Here is an 18,897-nt window from a genome sequence, read left to right on the forward strand (position 1 = left end):
GATATATGAGAAATTTTTAATAATCTTTTCATTAACCCTTCATGAAAACGTGGCTTATATCTTTTACTATAATAATTATGAGAGACATAAAAGAATTGAAATAGCAATCCCCTATGTAAATAAGGTATAATCTACATATAGTGAACCTTTTACGTCATTAAATAAAAGGTTCTTATACTCAAAAATTCATAAACTAGAAGGTGCAACAATGTTAAGTAGTTTTATTTATTCAGTATTAACGTTTTTTGAAGGATTAGGTTATTGGGGCATTATGCTTGGACTTATGATTGAAATTATCCCAAGTGAAATTGTCCTTGCTTATGCAGGATACTTAGTATTCAATGGAAGTATCTCATTTATAGGCGCTGTTGTATTCGGTACAATTGGCGGTGTTATTGCTCAAATCTTTATTTATTGGCTTGGACGATACGGCGGACGCCCTATATTAGAACGTTACGGAAAATATATTTTCATACATAAAAAACAAATAGATGCTGCAGAAGATTGGTTTAATCGTTACGGAACTGGCGTCATTTTTACAGCACGCTTCATTCCAGTAGTGCGTCATGCGATTTCAATTCCTGCTGGTATTACAAAAATGCCATTACTACGTTTCACTACATTAACAGCACTTGCGATTATCCCTTGGTCTATTATTTTCATTTATTTAGGTGAAAAACTAGGTGAAAATTGGGAGAATATAAATGATATTGCTGGTCCGTATGTGAAATCATTCGCAATTGGTGGCGTCGTACTTATACTTTTATACTTCGTTATAAAAAAATGGACAAAAAAGCGTAAAAATCTCGCTTAAGAATATAATAAAAACCGCTATAAATTCATTCGGAATTATAGCGGTTTTTTATTTATATATGAATTAATCTTCAGGAATTATATAATACCTTTCCATCTACATTTACATGGATAAGCAACCATTTGATCATTTCTTTCGTATATTATCTCAAAAAGGAGTGATTCCCCTATGCATTGGCAGCAAAAAATACCGTACTTAATCGGACGCCCTATCGGCATTTCCTTCATAAATGGGCAAGGAACTTCTGGTGTATTATGTTCAGCGCATGATGGTCAATTATATGTGTATGAATACCTTTATCAAGCTCAGTTTGCAATGAAACATTATGATTATAGACAGATTCAAGATATACATGCATTCCCAAATTGTCCTCACCAAAATCCTCTATACTAAAAAAATCGGAACGGCTCATAGCCATTCCGATTTCTATACTTTATTTCTCAGAATAAAATTTCTGCACTGCTTCATCAAAATAAATCCAACCTTTCCAGCCCAAATGAATCGTATCTTTTAAGAAATACTTATCATATTCATGACCAGAGAAATCAATTACTGGATATCCTGCTTTCTCAACCTGTTCTCGAACTTTTTTATAATACACTTCACGGCGTTCTTTCGGGAAGCCAGTATAATCATACCAAGGCCCATTTACAGGTACAGAAATAAAGAGTGGTTTGACATTTTTCTCTTTAAATAACTCTAAAATAATTTGTAAATCATCGTATTCTGGTGATTCATCATATGTTTCATTTGCTCTAAAGTTTTTTAACCCTTTTAGTTTTTTCTTCAGATTATTCTTATGATAATACGGATTTTCAATTCCGAATGTATTTGTAGTAGACTCAGCTTTCCCTTCTTGTTCTGCGTGTTTACGTGCGTCTTCCCAAGAAATTGAACGAAGTCCGATATTTGTTTTCTCCTTCATCGGTTCGATTTTAAATAAAGAGTTAAATATATCTCTATGATCTAAAATATTTCGATGCATATAAGCAAGTGGTTTAACTAAACCTGCTTTTATGTTATGTTTCGTATCATTATATACAATACCTTCTAATGAATTTTTTAATATATCATCTTCTTGAACAACTTTATAATCTAATAGCCGTTTCGCGATTTGCTTTTTCATTTCTGGATTTATCTTATCATTAAAAATAAAATGATATGCTTGTTGTTTGGAGAAATTATTAGTGAAATCCCCTTGTGAGACACCAGTCTTTGTAAACCATTGTGGTGAAAGAACAAAGACTACTTTTTTACCTTCTAATTCATCCATAGTAGATGTCATATTTAAAATATGAGCTAAACTTTGTGTACCGCCAGTTCCAATTAAAAACGGTGTAAAACCAGCTGGATTTACTTTGAAATAATTAGACGGATGATATGCATCCATTCGTAAAAATTCTGATGAACCGTACATCGGTAAATACTGTGAATTCTCTAACATTTTTTGCTGTAAGAAAACACTTTGTAATTTCTCTTTTTGTAAAGAAGTTGCCGCATCTTCTACCTTCTTATCACTAATAAGTGATACTAAACTTTTCGATGGGATTAGAATGATAATGAAAAAAAGCACACATGCTAAAATTATAGGACCAAAAGCATGCTTCATTTTCATCTTCTGTCCCTCTTTCTATCGTTATTAAATTGTAACCCTTGTTTTTGACACGTCATCTTTTCTCTCCTTTGTCTCTATACATGTTCCATTCTATTTATCTATTATATACATGTATGTATTTCCTTCCTTGTTCTATTAAGCCCTATATAAATAGCGCAAGAAAATGTTTCCATAGAAACATGTTAATTATACAAGATTCTACATAAATTTCACACTGGAATTTTAGTAATAATTTTATTTTTTAACAATAAAAAAACATATGAAATGTCTAGAATTCTTCGGATGATGTATGAAGTTCAAAATATGATAATAAACGCCCGCTATGATTAACTTCATGAGTATATATAAACCCGAGCTTTCGTAAAAGTTTTTTCGAGCTCTCATTTGCTACTTTAACTCTAGCAATTATTCTTGTTACATTCAAAGTCTCTATTGCATATTTAATGGAAGCCTCTGCTGCTTCTAATGCATACCCATTCCTCCAATGTTCTGGGTCAAGGAGATACATAATTTCTATTGCACCTGTTTCATCTACCTTTCTTAAACCACAATGTCCTAAAAGCTTTCCTGTTTCACTATTAAATAACAATCATACCCCGAAGTCATACTGTTCCCAATGTAAGATAAGTTGCCCAATATAATCATTTGTTTCTTCCTTCGACATTCCTCTTGATTTAGCCAACCATTTGCCAACAGTATCTTTTTTTAATATGTTATAAAACTGATTAATATCTTCTACAATTGGTTTCCTCATAAATAATCTTTTTGTATAAATTACTTTCTCTTCTTCAAACATAGACATCATTTCCCCTCCAAATACTGTTTACAGACTAATAAATTATACCATGAACTATTTTTCTAACTTTAAATAAGAAAAACAGACTATCACATACATGAAGTCTGTTTCTCCATTCTTTTATTTTTGTACATCTGCCCATTTTAAACTTGTAGCTGGACCAAATTGATGTACATATAAATCTTTCACATATGGTTTTTGTAAGTAAGATAATCCACGCTGGAATACCGGTGCAATTACTGCATCATCAAGTAGCATTTTTTCAGCATCTTGCATTGCTTTCCAGCGGGCCTTTTCATCATTACCTAATTCTGTTTTAATCTTCTTAATTAACGCATCATATTCTGGGTTTGCATATTCTGTATTATTGACGCTACTTCCAGAAAGGAATACTTCTAAGTAAGTCATTGGATCTGGATAATCCGGTAACCAGCGTGATAACGACATTTCATATTCTTTCTTCTTCTCAAGTGCTAATTTTTGCGTATGTGGTTGTAATTTCACATTCACTTTTAATCCTGGTAAGTTTTTCTCAAGCTGCTCTTTAATGTACTCTCCAACTTTTTTAAAGTTTTCCAAGTCATAATTTAATAGTTCTAACGTCACTTCATCTGTACCTGTTTCTTGCTTTGCCTTTTCCCAATATTCTTTCGCTTTTTTTACATCAGTTTTATTAAACTCACCTGCCGTACTTCTAAAATCTTTTTTATCTGGCCCCTTTAAAAATCCTTTTGGTACGTAATAGTTTGCTGCAACCGATCCATCATTTAAAAATGAATCTGCGAGTCCCTTCTTATCAAAAACTGTACTTAGCGCAAGACGTGCATTTTTATTTTTAAGAATCGGTACATTTTCATTAAATCGGAAGAAGTACATAACTGGATCTGTATATTGTTTTAGCTCTTTATTATTTTTATATTTATCTACGAATTCTGTAGAAATAACAGCTCTATCAACTTTATCTGTTTCATATAAATTTACCGCAGTTGAAATTTCTTTTACAATTTGATAGTTTACTTCATCTAACTTCACTTCTTTTTTATCCCAATACTTATCGTTTTTCTTCATTGTAAAGCTAGCTTCATGCTTCCACTCTGATAATGTAAACGGTCCATTATATACCGCTTTATTTGCTTCTAATCCATATTTATCACCTTGCTCTTTCGCATATTTTTCGTTAATTGGATAGAAGGATGGTAAAATTAATAATTTCGTAAAATACGGTACAGGATGTTCTAGCTCTACGACGAATGTTTTATCATCCTTCGCTTTTACTCCTAATTCATCTAGACCTAGTTGTTTTTTATTTATCTTCTCAGCATTTTTTACATCGTACGCAATGTATGCATATTGAGAAGCAGTATCTGGATTTATCAATTGCTTCCAAGCGTATACGTAATCATGAGCGGTTACTGGCTCTCCGTTAGACCATTTCGCATCACGCAATTGGAATGTATATGTTTTTCCATCTTTACTCACTTCATATTTTTGTGCGCCGGCTTCAATTATTTCATCATTTTTCGATAGACGGAATAGTCCTTCCATTACGTTATTCAAAACGTTAAACGAGACTGCATCTGTTACTTTCCCTGAATTTAACGACGGAATTTCACCTGTTTCTAGTAACTGTAATACTTTCTTCTCATCTTTCGGCTTTGTTGCAGTTTTTTCTTTTGCGCAACCAACTAAAAATGAAGAAACTAATAGAGTACTAACTAATGAGTAACGAATAACTTTTTTCATTTAAAAACCCCCTTCTATTTTTAAGGTAAGTAACGACGAGCACCAGCGTATTCTTCTATATATCCTGGTGTATTTAGCGGTATAATCTCTACCGACCTTTCAGCTCTTGGTGAGTGAATCATATTGCCATCACCAATATACATTGCAACGTGATGGACACTACCTTTCCCTTGATCATGTGCAAAGAAAATTAAATCTCCTTTTTGTAGATTTTCTTTATCAACTGCAACCCCTGCTCTTGATTGCGGTCCAGAATCTCGCGGAATTGTAATGCCGTGCGATTTATAGATCGTATGTGTGAAGCCAGAGCAATCAAATCCAAAACCACTTGTACCAGCCCATATATACGGTAAGCCTAAAAACATTTTCCCTGTGTTAATTAAATCATTGGCCGCCGGAGTTGGAATATCAGTTTGAGATCGGTAAACTGTTCCATCATTTTTTCGTAGCCATGCTTTCTGACCGTTTGGCAACAATACACGGTATGAAATTGTGTCTTCACTTAATAGCGGCAGTCTTGTATTATAACTGACTTCAAGTGATTTATGTTTTTCAGAAGGATTTATATATAAAATCGCTGTTGGTTTGGTTATTAAGACAAAAGGTTCATTTGTTTTATCTGCAAATTCTTGATTATATGTTAATTGTTTTTCAGGCATCCAGCCCGGATAACCTTCTTCATTTCGTGGTGTTGGCTGTCCATGCACTAATACCTTCACCCATTCACCTTTCTTATCAATAACAGTTACTTCTTGACCGAGTAAAGCTTGTGTTTCTAATTTATTTGCATTTGTTAACCATAGTTTCTCGTCAAGTGTCATTGATTTCGTCCATTTCCATAGATCCACTGGATTTGTTGCACTCGGTGTATCGATTGGTCTTAATGAATCAGGTGCTGTCCATAACGTTGCAGCAGATACATCTATAAATGCTTTATTATCCTTCTTTTCTTCAGCATTTGCCGATGTAAACGATGAAAATATAAATAAAGTTGTTAAAAATGCAGTTCCTACTTTTTTCATATATATCCCCCTTAAAAGATAGTTTACTTGTCTCTTCTCCTAAGATTTACTATTCACTGTCGATTGAAGGTTTACCTTTGATCCAGAATAAGTCATTCCTTCTGGCTCTTCCATTAACCAAAGCGGTGCATCAAGATCAAAATAATGAATATTAGGATGCGCTGCCGCTAAATGCGCAACAGCACTAACGGAAAGTGAAGACTCCATCATGCTGCCCACCATACACTTCACACCAGCTGTTTCTGCGATATCAGCAATACGCCATGCTTCACGTATGCCACCACATTTCATTAATTTAATATTAATAAAATCTGCATATCTTCCTTGAACGAGCTTTAATGCGTCACTTGCTGAAAATATACTTTCATCGGCCATAATTGGCGTTTGCACACGATCTTTGACGTACTTTAACCCATCCCAATCTTTCGCGTGTACTGGTTGTTCAATAAATTCTATATTTAAATTACGATTTTCCATCTCTTGAATGATAGAGACCGCTTCTTTTGGACTCCAACCTTGATTCGCATCTAAACGTAATGTCGTATTTCTTGGTACCACATTTCGAATTGCCTCAATACGTTCCAAATCTAAATGCGCCTCTTTACCCACTTTAATCTTTAATGTTTGAAATCCTTTTTCTATATGTTTCTTCGCTTCTTTTGCCATTAATACAGGCTCATCCACACTCACTGTAATATCGGTATGAATTTCTTTCTTCCCGCCTAACAATGCATATAACGGCACATTTTGATATTGGCAATATACATCATATAAAGCGATATCTACCGCTGCTTTCGCACTTGAATTTCCAATACAACTCATTTGAATGCGCTGTAGTAACTGCTGAAATTGAATGATATTTTGACCAATTAAACATGAACGCATCGGCCCTAAAATCGCTTCTTCCATTCCGCTGGTGAAATCCCCCGTAATAACTGGCGTTGCGGCTGCAGCCCCCTTACCAATCACTCCTTCGTCTGTATGAATATAAACATCTATACTTTCAATTTCGGTTACAGTACGAAGCGCGGTTTTAAACGGTGTATGCAGTTTTACACGTCTACGATTTACTTTTACATCTGTAATTTTCATTTTGTTCATCCTTTCGTTCTCCAATGAAGTGAAATTTTAATCCACCGGAGATTTATACCCACGGATTATTAGGTAAACCCATTGGGCATTTACTCTCCTATCTCTCTACTTTATTTTCGTTTACTTTTAATGTAGGACGATAATGTGAAATAAAAAAATCCAGCCATAAGAATGATTCTTACGGCTGGATTTTGTCTATGATTGAGTAGACAAAGCAGCAAGCTGATTATATTTTTTCTGTGCATCTTTTAGCGCTACAAGTAACGCTTTTTGAGAAGAACCGAAATATCGGTTCTTTACTTCCATTACTAACGCCGGGTCATTTATATTTTTATGTAGAAATAAATATTTAACAAATTGAGATGTTAATGCAATTGTCGCTGAGCAGTCTGCATCTACAATTTCCCCTGTATCCTTAACAAGGATAAATGCTACGAAATAGCTTTTAAACTTTTCAGTAATGGGATTATTTTGAGGTGCTTTCGCATCCCCTACGATATAAATTGTATTTGAAGCGTACACAGCTATCTTCCTTTCTTATACGAGGATAACGGGTTTCTTAATAGTCGTATGAGCGAGGAACTCAACGTTGATTAAAAAATGTATCCGCTTACCTTGTATTATAATATAATTGACAGAATTTTAACAACATTTATTTTAGTGTATATTCCATATTTATGAAAACAGCTTAAACTCTTCATTTTTACAATATGTGATTGTTCCTTGTACCATGACATTCATACATAAAAAACTGCACCTCCAATTGTTAGACGCTGCCTAACAATTGGAGGTGCAGTTCAATGGCTAACTGTTTTTTTATTACTTTGGCATCACAAATATAGTTTCATTTGACTTAGAAAATTGATACTCTTTTCTCGCTAACTTCAAAATTTCTTCCTCATCGTCTGTTAAATTTTCTATGTTAGTCTTTAAAGAATCTTTATCTTTCTTTAAAGATACTAATTGTTTCTTTTGATCCATAATCGTATCTTTCTTTTTATCAATTACTTCTTGTTGTTTCGTTAAAATATATTGAACGTACAGAGTAGTTGCTGCAATAAAAAGGACCATTAAAATAAGACGCCTTAACTTCTTTTTATTTATCTTACGCTTGTCACTAGGTTGTGATGATTGTTCTGGTATATTAGGAACATTTACTCGTTTGAGTTTCCTCATTCAAATCCCCCTAACCCATATTTTTCACTACCATCGGCACGTTTTCTTACTAAACTAAATTCTATTCTTATAAAATAAACTCCTTCACAAAAATATCCCATAAATTAACCAATTAAAGATAGCATTCGACGACATTTCTACATTTACACCGTTTTTTTTTATACATGCTGCTATAAAATAGTAGTTTCTGTAATTCTTTTTCTACTATTGTAGAAGAGTTTTTTCACACACAAAATTCTTACCCCACATATCCATGTTATAACATGCTTACAAGGAGGAGAAATATGCATTACCGCACATTAGGTAAAACTGGAATAACTGTTTCTGAAATAGGTTTTGGGGCATGGGCAATCGGTGGTGATGAATGGGGACCTGTTAACGATAAACAATCTATAACTGCTATAAAAAAAGCAATTGAGTGTGGTGTGAATTTTATTGATACTGCGGATGTGTATGGTTTAGGACATAGTGAAAAGTTGGTGGCTACCGCGATTAAAGGACATCGTAATGATATTATCCTATCAACGAAAGGTGGTTTAATCGGACACCACTACGACCCTAATGGAGTTCCTGTATATGATACTCCCGAAAAAATCATCGCCGTATTTGAAACAAGTTTACAACGTCTTCAAACAGATTATATTGATCTTTATTTTTGTCATATTTGGTGGCATAATCGTAGAGAAACAGAAGCATTTCTACGTGCATTTGACATATTAAAACGTGATGGAAAAGTAAGGGCAGTCGGTGTTTCGACTCATGATTTACAATACATTCATCATTTCAATAACAACAACGAAATTGATATCGTACAGCTTGATTACAATATATTAAATCGAAAACCAGAAAAAGATATATTACCATTTTTACAAGAGAAAAATTTAGGAGCTGTTATTCGTGGTCCATTAAAAATGGGCATTTTAACTGGAAAATTCACAAATAAAACAATTTTTCCGGATGGAGATTTACGTAAAGATTGGCCAAATGAAACTTGGTTTCAAGAAGACTTACAAACTGTAGAGAAACTTCGGTTGCTCTCAAATAAAAATCAGACCTTAGGGCAACTTGCACTTCGCTATGTACTCTCTCATCCGGCAGTAAGTGTTGTAATTCCTGGTGCCAAAACAGGAATACAAGCACAAGAAAATGCAAATGCATCTGTTCGCCCTATGTTGAGTGATGAAGAGCTTAACTATATTCATTCAATATAAAAAGCCCAATCCGGGCTTTTTAATTTGGGAAACTAATATCATACTCCATTCGCTTCGCTGTGTCCTCCGCAACATGCACCCCTAACAAGTTTTTCACAATATGAAATGCCATATTAATTCCAGCTGAAATTCCGGCAGATGTTATAATATGTCCTTCATCTACAAACTTTACATTTTCTATAACTTCAACATTTTGAAACTCATTTTTAAACTTTTCAATACTAGCCCAATGTGTTGTTGCTTTTAAACCTTCTAGTAAACCTGCTTTCGCCAGTAATAGCGCTCCTGTACAAACTGAAGTCATCAGCTTTACTTCTTTCATTTGTTGGCGAATCCATTTTATTACTATTTCATTTTTTATTTCATATTTTCTAGCACCTAGCCCGCCCGGAATTATTAAAATATCCACTGGTGGTAAATTTTCAATACTATAATCTGGCTGTACCTTCAATCCATTCCTTGCTGTAATCATTTCCCCATTCTCACTAACTGTATAAACAGTAAATGTTTTTTCTTCATTCACCTCAGTTACAGAAAAAACTTCAAATGGCCCTGCAAAGTCTAACACTTCTACTTCATTAAATAAAAATATACCAACACTCCATTTATTCATCATAAGTTCACTTCCTGTTTCAACTAATGTAAAAGGTGATTATACCCTTTTTCTAATGCAATATCATACGCTGTTTTCCCATCATTTTTCTTAATCATCTTATTAGCTCCATTTTTAAGGAGCAACATAATTATTTCTTCATTTCCTAATAATGCTGCTTCGTGGAGTCCTGTCCAGCCACCACTTTGCATAATATTTACATCTGATCCTTTTTCAATTAAGAAAGCGACAAGTTCACTTTGCTTGTTCGCAATTGCCGCTTGCAAAGGTGTATTTTCATTTTCGTTTTTCGCTCTACTATGTATATCTGCACCGCTTTCTAAAAGAAAACTCGTTATTTCTTTCTGTCCAAAATAAGCTGCTAAATGAAGTGGTGTCCAGCCATCTTCACTACATTCGTTAACAATACTTGGACTCGCCTTTATAAACTTCACTACTTTTTCCTTATTACCACTTATAACAGCTTGTGCTATTGATTGTAAATGCTCCATAATAATCTCCCATCCTTCAAAATATTTAAGCATCTCCTTCTACATGTTCTATTCATTATTATATTTTCCTTTTAAAATCTTAAGTTTACATAATAATATTATATATCACTTTTTTGTGCTTAATGCTGAATAGCAATAATGTTAAAAATACTGCCTTTAAACAATGAAGACCATAATTTCATTAGAGTGACTGAAAAAGCAAGCAAAAAACTATACACATAGTTTTCATCATATTTGTTCAGTTGCATGAACTAAAACAGGTAATGTTTATTCTGCTATTTATGCTTTCAACGTATCAAATAATATTATTCCAATAAAAAAACAATCCATTTTTAAAATGGATTGTTTTTTTATTTCTGTTTTATGCGGTTTATTTTATTTTTGTATTTTCAATGATAAAATAATTATATTTACAAAAATGAAACACTACTATCTTAGCCCCTCTTATAGTAATTTTTTCGTTTGAAAACAAAAATACAATTTCACCTTACGATTGAAAAAACATATGTAAAAGTTTCTAAAACAGCTGCCTTATCATACTAATCTATAGCAATTCTGTCTTCTTCCCTTACCTGTTTCCTTTAACACATACGATTTTAAAACTAGCGCCGTTAATGAATCTGTTAATGTTTTATATGATAAATTTGATAATGCCAATAGATCGTTCGTATATAACATTCTATGCTTCTCTAATAATAATAGTACTAATCGTTCAGACGGTTTTAATGCCTCGTCACTTTCTAGTATAAAGTCTATATTTTTCATTTCTCTAATTACTACTCCTTATATAAAAAAATACTTTAGGTGCTAATTTAATATGAAAATAATACATAACAAAATTATAGATATATTAAAATAGTACCATCTAAAAACACTATTATACTATAACATAGAAGTAGTGTTTCCCCAAATAGGAAATGCTTTTTTATATCGCTGTAAGATTCTTGCAAATGTACATAATATTTTGTACGATTACCCGCCAAGTTTTCTTCTAATTTCGCTGCTCATCCTGATGTATTTGTAATCAATGAAGTTCTTCTAAATTTATAAACAAATAAAAAACGGTTGTCATTCATGCCCTAAACATGAATGACAACCGTTTTCTAGTTTCTTCTTAATTAACATGCTCTATCTTAAATATTTCTTGCAATATGCGGCTTACTGTAATGACTTGTTCCACCGCCACCTACAACTACTTTACCGCCTTTTTCGAAAATTAATAATTTACTTGAACCATCTGCAAGAAGCACTATTACTTCAGCATTATTACTTGTTGCTATATAAATTACATAACCACTCTTTGATATACAAGTTTCCCAATTCGCATCAAATTCTGATCTTACTACACGATTTGAATACACTTGATTTTCAATTCTATCTTGTTCTACGTTTTCCAAATTTATTCTCCCCTCTTCCCTGCATAGTTATATATATTAAAATAGCACCATCTAAAATAGTGACCGATTTTAACATAAATAGTATATGTAATTAGTAGGAGAATGCTTGGACAATAGAAACGAAATAGACTTCGGGAATTTTACAATTGAAACTTCTCTTTAATCATTTCCGCTACTTCTTTTGCACTCAAATACGTGTTATTAATTTTTATATACTCTTCTTTTTCAATTTCACCATGAAGAGAGTTTAATCTATGCTTTTTCATCGTTTCTTTCAAATTATTTTCAGACCACTCAATATCTCTTTTTTTCGGTTTATGTTCTAATCGATTCGAACTTTTATTTCGTTCTAATCTTTCATCTAATTCCGCTTCCAGCTCTACAAAATACACTGTCCCACCTTTTGATTCAAAAATATTTTCTACATGATGTATATAATCCCAATCCTCTTGGAGGTCAAATGCCCATATATACGTAAAAATCATTCCAGATAAATCACTTTTAGATACTTCTTCAAATATTTCATTACGAAATAAACTTACTAGTCTTTTTGCTTCTTTCGTACTATAATCAAAAATTGGACTTACTAAATCAATTGTCATGTGGTTATGAAAAAGTTTTAAACCGGTTAATGTTGCTAATTCTTGCCCCACTGTCATTTTTCCAACTGCTTGTGGGCCAAATATTAATATAAGTTTCATTTATTTCCCTCCAATCTTTCTCTATAAACCATTACATAAAATTAAAAATAAGGCAGCCGATTTTTAATCGATTGCCTTATTTTTTATTCATAGTTTTAGTTCTATTCTTTTCGCACAGCTTCAAAAGTAATCATTTGATTTGCATTTGACGGTTCTTTTTCATAATCATATTCAGCAGAGTAAGTAATGTTAGAGAAACCTAAACTTTCTAAAAGGAGTTTAAACTCTACTATTCCATACCAGCGCAGCGCAAAACGTTGTAACTCTGTTTGTACGAGCTGTCCTTTACTCCACTTTTCATATTTCAAATATGATACAGTAACTTGGTTCAGCCAATCTATTTCAATTGATTTATTTTCTAATGTGATTCCGTCTCCACTCGGCAAAGAGAAAGTCGATGTATGAATTTCTCCAGTCTTCCAGTCATGCGGAAGCATAATATCTACGATTAATTGTCCATCTGGATTAAGATGTTCATAAAAACATTTTAATGCATTTATAGAATCCAAACGATTTTCAATTAAACAAAAAGATCCAGTAGGAATGATAATTGCGTTATATTTATGCGGAAGTGAAAATTGTTGCAAGCTTCCTTCATACAAATTAGGATGTAAGCCTCTCTCTTTACAGCGCTTACGGCAAGAATCTAGCATTTCAGGCGAATAATCTATCCCATCCACTTTAAAACCAGCCTCTAGAAGCGGAATGATGACACGCCCTGAACCTACTGCAGCTTCGAGGATTCTTCCTCTACAATCTTTTAAACGTTCTTTGTAATACTCAATATCACCATTTAAAGAATAACCGACTGGTTTTGTGTAATCATACAGTTCCGTACAAAGTGTACTATAAAAGCTAAACATTTATTTTCTCCTCCGTTTTTACGTACGGAAGATTTCAATTCAACTAATCTTCCTGTACCTCTAATTTTAATGAGATTTCGAAAGAGCTGACTATCATAATATATCACTCACTTTCCATAGAATATAATGATATTGTATTACATAACCTTCCAATTCGAAATATAAAAATTAAAAATTCAGACTACAAATTAAAGAGCTTACTTTAGTAAGCTCTTTAGAAAAAATATTTATTTCACAATCGGCAATGTCACTTCACTTAATTTCACTGTAAGTTTCGTGCCAGCTTTCGGTCTAATTGTATAATCATAATCACTTGCAATTAAAACAACTCCGATTTGATGCCCCGCTTTAAATACATAATCATCTGGTTGCATGTCCCATGTGAATGTATAATCTTTGCCCGGTTGAATCGCTGTTGAATTTTCTATACTCTTTACGTTTTGTGGGTCCATCCAGCCTCTCGTTACGATTTCCGGCTTCGCTCCTCCATAGTCAACAAGTAACGCTGTTAAATTTGATACAGATCGATCAATATTTCCTGTAATTGAAATCTTTGGTGTACCACTTATACGCGTATCTTTTTGCAGTACAGGCATTGTATATACTAATCGATTTGCTACTTCTAATTCTGGGTTTGCTACTAATTGATTTGATTTTATTTGTGCATCATCTAAGAATGAGAAAACTTTATTAGCCGATCCCATACTTAGTGGCAAATTGACTGATTTATTGCTTAAATACATACGGATTTTTGAAGGTACAGCCGCTGGATCTGGCCAATTTTTTATCTTTTGCCACGTTTTATTTTCTCTTTGCACATCAACCATTGGTTCATCCATAATTCCATTTTCAATTCCGTACAACCAATAATCTAACCATTTATTTTGTGTTTGCTGCCAGTTATTACTTGATGTCCCACCATGACCACCTTGGTGTAGCCACATTTTACGCGGAACATTATTTTCTCCAAGTGCTTCCCACCATTGCGCGAACTGTTTCGTTTTAACATTCCAATCGTTTAAACCATGAACAACAAATACACTCGCTTTTACATTTTTAGCATCTTTTACATAGTTACGTTTATCCCAAAAATCATTATAATTACCTGTTTTTCGGTCTTGTCCAGCCGTTAACTCTTTTATAACTTGTCCGCAAACTTCAGGGGTTTCCCTTGTCAGTACTGCTTCTGCCATATTATCTGTATCTTCTCCTTGATACCCGCCTGGAGCAATGACTGCACCATTTGCACGATAATAATCATACCAACTACTAATTGCTGCGATTGGAATAATTGTTTTTAAACCTTCAACTCCAGTAGTCGCAACAGCATTTGGTAATGTACCATTATAAGAAACTCCAGTCATACCTACATTGCCTGTAGACCAATTTGCCTGAACTTCCTCACCCTGTTCTGTAAATGCTTTCGCGCGACCGTTTACCCAATCAATAACAGATTTTGTCCCGAGTATCTCTTGTTCATCTCCAGTTGTAGGGCATCCATCTGATTTTCCAGTACCAATACTTTCGCCTAAAATAACTGCATAACCTCTTGGCACGTAATAGTTCCCATACGAACCAAGATTAATCGCTCCATACGGTTTTCCTTCATACGCATACAATTCTTCATCTACATTATATACAGGAACATCTTTTAATCCAGATCGATATGGACTCATTTCATAAATAACAGGAACTTTCACATTCGGATCTGTCTTTGGACGCATAACTTTTATCGATACTCTGTCTTTCTTACCGTCTCGATCACTATCAACTTCTGTCTCTACATATAAATTTTCGATAATAGCTTCATCGAGAGAATAAATCGGTTTTGTCATCCCATTTTCTAATTCAATTTTCGTATTTTTAGTCTCTTCCTTCTTCTCTGCATGCACATCCATAGTAAAGCTAGGTATAATTGTTGCAGATAGCATTGCTGACAGTGTAATTGCCATTTTCTTTTTACTCAAAATATTCCCTCCCCTTATTCGTTCTCTTTTACTATATAACAAAATAACTGAAAATTCAGTTTTATTTTTATATAAAAGTTGAGAAACTCAAAGATTTCTTATTAAGTAAAATTTAATGGAGGTGTGAAATTATTTTCCCACTCCCACCTTCTTTATAAAGTGAAACTTTAATCAGCCCTCACCAATTGGGCGTTTACGATCAGCAGGGCCACTTCTTTGCTTTCGCTGAATTTTGAGGTGGGGTCTTACTGCCCGGCAAATAGCGGGATAAATAGAGAAAAAGACAACCGATATTTCTATCGCTTGCCTTACATTCCATTTATTATTTTTCTAACTCTTTAAAGGTATCTTTCAAGTCTTTATCAGATACCTTTATATCTGCATTTTTAAGCAGTTCTCTAGTAACTTGTTGATGGAATTGAGGATCTTGTATACGTTGCTGTTCTAATTCTTTACGAATATTCTCTTTCTCTTCCTCATACGGTTTAAGCTCTTTTTTATCCATTAGCTTAATAATATGATATCCGAAAGAAGATTTAACAGGTTCACTCAATTGACCAACTTCTAACTTATACGCAGCATCCTCAAATTCTTTCACCATCATACCAGGTCCAAATTCAGATAGTTCCCCACCTTTTTCTTTAGAACCTGGATCCTCTGAATATTGTTTAGCCAATACCGCGAAATCTTCGCCACTATTTAATTTTTCTTTAATTTCTTTTGCTGTCTTTTCATCTTTTACTAAAATATGGCTAACTTGAAGCTTTGGCTTATAATGATCTTTAATATCTTTTTCCGTTACGGTTGCTTTAATAGCTTTTTCAAAAGCAAAAGTAAGCTTTAATTTCTCTTTCAACTGATCTTCATTTTTCACACCATTGGATTCCATATATGTATTAAAATTATCGCCCATCTTGTCTTTTAATTCTTTTAGTTGTTTCGTTACCTCTTCATCCGTAACTTTATATTTATCATGTAATACTTTCTCTACTACCATTTCAGATAAATTCTGTTTACCGTAGTTTTCTTTTAATTTTTTGTTAAAATCACTTTCTGAAATGCTTCCTGATTTTGTCGTTACAATATTATCTGATGAACCACATGCAGATAAAGATAACGTCATACCCATTAAAATGCTACCAATTACTAATTTCTTTCTTTTCAAATCTGAATACCTCACTTCATTAAATTCAAATATAACTATGTAAATATAACGTTTTCCTGTGAACTTCACGTGAATTTAATGAAAGTAGAACATTTGCTAATTCTCCATTTAATACATCAATTTTGAAAATTATGGTGATTCATCCTATATCGCTAATCTCTAAAGCTGCATAAAGGACTAATATTTTCATTAGTCCTTTTTCACATTTATATAAAATTGAATTTCTCCATCTATAGAGGAAACTTCATATTCAAAACCATGCCTTTCTAAAATACTTTTCACTATCGCTAGCCCTAATCCTGTACCTGATTTTTCTTTACTACGAGAAGATTCTAGTACGTAAAAAGGCTCCCAAATTTTCTCGATATCCTTAATTTTATCCGTAGGAATGCCATTTTTTATTTGGAAATATATACTTTTATTTCTATCTTCTAATGTAATTATTATGGTTTGATTTGCTGTATATTTTATCGCATTAGAAATTAAATTTTGAAACACCATTCTCATTTTATTTAAATCTGCATAAACGATTGTATTGCCCGCATTACAATTTACTTGCAAGTTAATTTCTTTCGAATCCAGTTCAATCTGATGCTTATCTAATATACTCTGGACCAGTGGTTCAATGGGGAATTCTTCTTTTTGTAAAATATCTCTTTCTAGTTTAGAAAATCGTAATAGTTCTTCAATTAAGTTTGATATTTGATCTGTTTGTTTAATAATTGTATCTACGTAAGTCCCATCATCTAATCCATCTTTAATCCCCATAGAGTATGCTTTTACTAATGCGATCGGTGTCTTTAATTCATGCGTTACATCACCCATAAATCGTTTTAAATGTTCATTACGATCAGTTAAGTCTTGATGTGCTTCATGTAGTTTTTCACTCATGATATTAATACTATTGGCCAACTCTCCTATTTCATCATTCGTTTTCACTTTCGTTCTTTTAAACTGCAAATGTGAAATATCCTGAGCCACATCACTTAACTCTTTCAGTGGTGTCGTTATTATTTTTGAAAGTATCCACACAAGTAAAATAATAAGAAGGAGCGAGAAACATAGGATATATAAGTAAAATGTATTTAACGTATTTATAATTTCATTTGAATTCGCAATGGAAGTCCCAATTAAAATTATCGTATCATCTTTCGCAATATATTTAGCAAAAAAACTCGCTTTTACCTTTCCTTGATCGTACAGTTTATTCGATTGCCCTTCCGTCTTCACTTTCATAACTTCGTCTTTCGTAATCCAAAGCTTATTTAACGTTACTTTCTTTTTCGTAAGTTGCATGCGTAACGCGTCGTTCATAGCATCTTCTGACTGATTAATTGGCGTATACGCAATTGTAACGTTATTTTCACTTTCAATTGTATGAATAACATCTTCTAAATCATTGACTGGCGCATTTTGTATTTGAGTTGTAAATTCATTTAAGTTTTCACGTGTTTTATAAATATTATATTTCGGCAGGAGAAAGTTAATTAATAATAAAGAAATTGTAAATATAAGAATAACGGTTAAAGAAATGCTGAGAAATAGCTTTTTCCCAAGTTTATTCACTTTGTTCCTCCAAACTATAACCCAGCCCACGATGCGTCTTAATAATATTTTCTCCAATTTTTTTACGCAGCCTTCTTACATGTGTATCAACCGTTCTCTCTTCTCCAAAATAGTCAAATCCCCATACAATGTCTAACAATTTTTTACGAGTTAAAATAGTTCCTTTATGATTTAAAAAGCATTTTATTAATTCGAGCTCTGTTTTTGTAATTTCTAACTCTATATCATTTTTATATACTTTATTTTTGGCAAAATTTATCTTTACATCTTGTACTTGAATAATATCATCATGCTGAATAAGTTTTTTCGCTCGCGTAATTAGTACTCCTGGATGAAATGGTTTTTTTACGTACTCATCTGCCCCACTTTGAAGCGCTGCTAATTCATCTTCACTTTCACTTTTCGCCGTAAGCATTAATACTTTTACGCTTGAATTCTTTTTTATTTCCTGACAGACAGTAATACCACTATGTTTCGGCATCATCCAATCCAAAATAGCTAAATCAATTTTTTCATCATAAAATATTTGAAGTGCTTCCTCTCCGTCTTTCGCTAATAATACTTCAAAGCCTTCTTTTTCAAAATAAGCTTTTAAAATCCTTAACATATCTTGTTCGTCATCTGCAATTAAAACTTTCATATTTTTTCCTCCATTGCTTTTAAAC

Annotated in this window: 19 protein-coding genes and 1 pseudogene; 3 read left to right on the forward strand and 17 right to left on the reverse strand. The window is 33.0% G+C overall.

The window, feature by feature from the left end; all coding sequences use genetic code 11:
* Nucleotides 1-208: 208 nt before the first annotated feature.
* Nucleotides 209-814, forward strand: a complete 606-nt coding sequence (locus ACTFR3_RS01710) for a DedA family protein (RefSeq protein WP_440044107.1) — start codon at nucleotides 209-211, stop codon at nucleotides 812-814.
* Between the two features lie 168 nt (nucleotides 815-982).
* Nucleotides 983-1,207 carry a hypothetical protein gene (locus ACTFR3_RS01715; RefSeq protein ID WP_000558689.1) on the forward strand — a complete coding sequence of 75 codons (225 nt, stop codon included), beginning with the start codon at nucleotides 983-985 and terminating at the stop codon, nucleotides 1,205-1,207.
* A gap of 40 nt (nucleotides 1,208-1,247) precedes the next feature.
* Here the strand turns inward: ACTFR3_RS01715 and dltD are convergent, their stop codons facing one another.
* From dltD to ACTFR3_RS01750, 7 genes and pseudogenes are all read right to left on the reverse strand, one after another.
* A complete protein-coding gene (gene dltD / locus ACTFR3_RS01720; RefSeq protein ID WP_000782309.1) occupies nucleotides 1,248-2,429 on the reverse strand; it encodes a D-alanyl-lipoteichoic acid biosynthesis protein DltD in 1,182 nt (393 codons plus the stop codon).
* Between the two features lie 268 nt (nucleotides 2,430-2,697).
* Nucleotides 2,698-3,225, reverse strand: a pseudogene (locus tag ACTFR3_RS01725) (GNAT family N-acetyltransferase).
* A gap of 120 nt (nucleotides 3,226-3,345) precedes the next feature.
* A complete protein-coding gene (locus ACTFR3_RS01730) occupies nucleotides 3,346-4,968 on the reverse strand; it encodes a peptide ABC transporter substrate-binding protein (RefSeq protein WP_060852048.1) in 1,623 nt (540 codons plus the stop codon).
* Between the two features lie 20 nt (nucleotides 4,969-4,988).
* A complete protein-coding gene (locus ACTFR3_RS01735; protein WP_000755417.1) occupies nucleotides 4,989-5,990 on the reverse strand; it encodes a C40 family peptidase in 1,002 nt (333 codons plus the stop codon).
* A gap of 39 nt (nucleotides 5,991-6,029) precedes the next feature.
* Nucleotides 6,030-7,091 (reverse strand): dipeptide epimerase, encoded by a 1,062-nt coding sequence (locus ACTFR3_RS01740; protein WP_001038463.1) that lies wholly within the window; start codon nucleotides 7,089-7,091, stop codon nucleotides 6,030-6,032.
* Between the two features lie 186 nt (nucleotides 7,092-7,277).
* Nucleotides 7,278-7,604, reverse strand: coding sequence for a DUF3870 domain-containing protein (locus ACTFR3_RS01745; protein WP_000271313.1), 327 nt, complete (start codon nucleotides 7,602-7,604; stop codon nucleotides 7,278-7,280).
* Between the two features lie 297 nt (nucleotides 7,605-7,901).
* Nucleotides 7,902-8,258: an FtsB family cell division protein gene (locus ACTFR3_RS01750; protein WP_001228737.1), complete on the reverse strand. Its 357-nt coding sequence runs from the start codon at nucleotides 8,256-8,258 to the stop codon at nucleotides 7,902-7,904.
* A gap of 284 nt (nucleotides 8,259-8,542) precedes the next feature.
* Between ACTFR3_RS01750 and ACTFR3_RS01755 the strand changes: the two genes are divergently transcribed.
* Nucleotides 8,543-9,469: an aldo/keto reductase gene (locus ACTFR3_RS01755; protein ID WP_000559357.1), complete on the forward strand. Its 927-nt coding sequence runs from the start codon at nucleotides 8,543-8,545 to the stop codon at nucleotides 9,467-9,469.
* A gap of 19 nt (nucleotides 9,470-9,488) precedes the next feature.
* Here ACTFR3_RS01755 and ACTFR3_RS01760 read toward each other — a convergent pair whose 3' ends face one another.
* The 10 genes from ACTFR3_RS01760 to ACTFR3_RS01805 form a co-directional block, all read right to left on the reverse strand.
* On the reverse strand, nucleotides 9,489-10,085 hold the full coding sequence (locus ACTFR3_RS01760; protein ID WP_440044110.1) for a DJ-1/PfpI family protein: 597 nt from the start codon (nucleotides 10,083-10,085) through the stop codon (nucleotides 9,489-9,491).
* A 20-nt stretch (nucleotides 10,086-10,105) separates the two neighbouring features.
* Entirely contained in the window at nucleotides 10,106-10,573 is a 468-nt protein-coding gene (locus ACTFR3_RS01765) for an ankyrin repeat domain-containing protein (protein WP_332282903.1), read from the reverse strand.
* 534 nt (nucleotides 10,574-11,107) lie between these two features.
* Nucleotides 11,108-11,338: a hypothetical protein gene (locus tag ACTFR3_RS01770; protein ID WP_000789031.1), complete on the reverse strand. Its 231-nt coding sequence runs from the start codon at nucleotides 11,336-11,338 to the stop codon at nucleotides 11,108-11,110.
* A gap of 368 nt (nucleotides 11,339-11,706) precedes the next feature.
* Entirely contained in the window at nucleotides 11,707-11,970 is a 264-nt protein-coding gene (locus ACTFR3_RS01775) for a hypothetical protein (RefSeq protein WP_000432421.1), read from the reverse strand.
* 140 nt (nucleotides 11,971-12,110) lie between these two features.
* Nucleotides 12,111-12,671 carry an AAA family ATPase gene (locus ACTFR3_RS01780; RefSeq protein ID WP_440041268.1) on the reverse strand — a complete coding sequence of 187 codons (561 nt, stop codon included), beginning with the start codon at nucleotides 12,669-12,671 and terminating at the stop codon, nucleotides 12,111-12,113.
* A gap of 101 nt (nucleotides 12,672-12,772) precedes the next feature.
* Nucleotides 12,773-13,534, reverse strand: a complete 762-nt coding sequence (locus tag ACTFR3_RS01785; RefSeq protein ID WP_088338702.1) for a class I SAM-dependent methyltransferase — start codon at nucleotides 13,532-13,534, stop codon at nucleotides 12,773-12,775.
* A gap of 227 nt (nucleotides 13,535-13,761) precedes the next feature.
* On the reverse strand, nucleotides 13,762-15,501 hold the full coding sequence (locus tag ACTFR3_RS01790) for a Xaa-Pro dipeptidyl-peptidase (protein WP_088338703.1): 1,740 nt from the start codon (nucleotides 15,499-15,501) through the stop codon (nucleotides 13,762-13,764).
* Nucleotides 15,502-15,823: 322 nt separating this feature from the next.
* Nucleotides 15,824-16,666 carry a peptidylprolyl isomerase PrsA gene (locus tag ACTFR3_RS01795; protein WP_440044112.1) on the reverse strand — a complete coding sequence of 281 codons (843 nt, stop codon included), beginning with the start codon at nucleotides 16,664-16,666 and terminating at the stop codon, nucleotides 15,824-15,826.
* A 189-nt stretch (nucleotides 16,667-16,855) separates the two neighbouring features.
* Nucleotides 16,856-18,232 (reverse strand): sensor histidine kinase, encoded by a 1,377-nt coding sequence (locus tag ACTFR3_RS01800; protein WP_088338704.1) that lies wholly within the window; start codon nucleotides 18,230-18,232, stop codon nucleotides 16,856-16,858.
* Complete coding sequence (locus ACTFR3_RS01805) at nucleotides 18,225-18,872, reverse strand: response regulator transcription factor (RefSeq protein WP_000865979.1); 648 nt, start codon at nucleotides 18,870-18,872, stop codon at nucleotides 18,225-18,227. The genes ACTFR3_RS01800 and ACTFR3_RS01805 overlap by 8 nt, the downstream gene beginning before the upstream one ends.
* Nucleotides 18,873-18,897: the final 25 nt, after the last annotated feature.

This window comes from Bacillus cereus group sp. MYBK14-1 (genome assembly GCF_051916885.1).
GTDB lineage: Bacteria > Bacillota > Bacilli > Bacillales > Bacillaceae_G > Bacillus_A > Bacillus_A cereus.

Excerpts from the sequence above, each read along its gene's own strand:
- ACTFR3_RS01710 (WP_440044107.1), top strand. The coding sequence starts at position 209 with ATGTTAAGTAGTTTTATTTATTCAGTATTAACGTTTTTTGAAGGATTA.
- ACTFR3_RS01715 (WP_000558689.1), top strand. The coding sequence starts at position 983 with ATGCATTGGCAGCAAAAAATACCGTACTTAATCGGACGCCCTATCGGC.
- dltD (WP_000782309.1), bottom strand. The coding sequence starts at position 2,429 with ATGAAAATGAAGCATGCTTTTGGTCCTATAATTTTAGCATGTGTGCTT.
- ACTFR3_RS01730 (WP_060852048.1), bottom strand. The coding sequence starts at position 4,968 with ATGAAAAAAGTTATTCGTTACTCATTAGTTAGTACTCTATTAGTTTCT.
- ACTFR3_RS01735 (WP_000755417.1), bottom strand. The coding sequence starts at position 5,990 with ATGAAAAAAGTAGGAACTGCATTTTTAACAACTTTATTTATATTTTCA.
- ACTFR3_RS01740 (WP_001038463.1), bottom strand. The coding sequence starts at position 7,091 with ATGAACAAAATGAAAATTACAGATGTAAAAGTAAATCGTAGACGTGTA.
- ACTFR3_RS01750 (WP_001228737.1), bottom strand. The coding sequence starts at position 8,258 with ATGAGGAAACTCAAACGAGTAAATGTTCCTAATATACCAGAACAATCA.
- ACTFR3_RS01755 (WP_000559357.1), top strand. The coding sequence starts at position 8,543 with ATGCATTACCGCACATTAGGTAAAACTGGAATAACTGTTTCTGAAATA.
- ACTFR3_RS01760 (WP_440044110.1), bottom strand. The coding sequence starts at position 10,085 with ATGATGAATAAATGGAGTGTTGGTATATTTTTATTTAATGAAGTAGAA.
- ACTFR3_RS01765 (WP_332282903.1), bottom strand. The coding sequence starts at position 10,573 with ATGGAGCATTTACAATCAATAGCACAAGCTGTTATAAGTGGTAATAAG.
- ACTFR3_RS01770 (WP_000789031.1), bottom strand. The coding sequence starts at position 11,338 with ATGAAAAATATAGACTTTATACTAGAAAGTGACGAGGCATTAAAACCG.
- ACTFR3_RS01780 (WP_440041268.1), bottom strand. The coding sequence starts at position 12,671 with ATGAAACTTATATTAATATTTGGCCCACAAGCAGTTGGAAAAATGACA.
- ACTFR3_RS01785 (WP_088338702.1), bottom strand. The coding sequence starts at position 13,534 with ATGTTTAGCTTTTATAGTACACTTTGTACGGAACTGTATGATTACACA.
- ACTFR3_RS01805 (WP_000865979.1), bottom strand. The coding sequence starts at position 18,872 with ATGAAAGTTTTAATTGCAGATGACGAACAAGATATGTTAAGGATTTTA.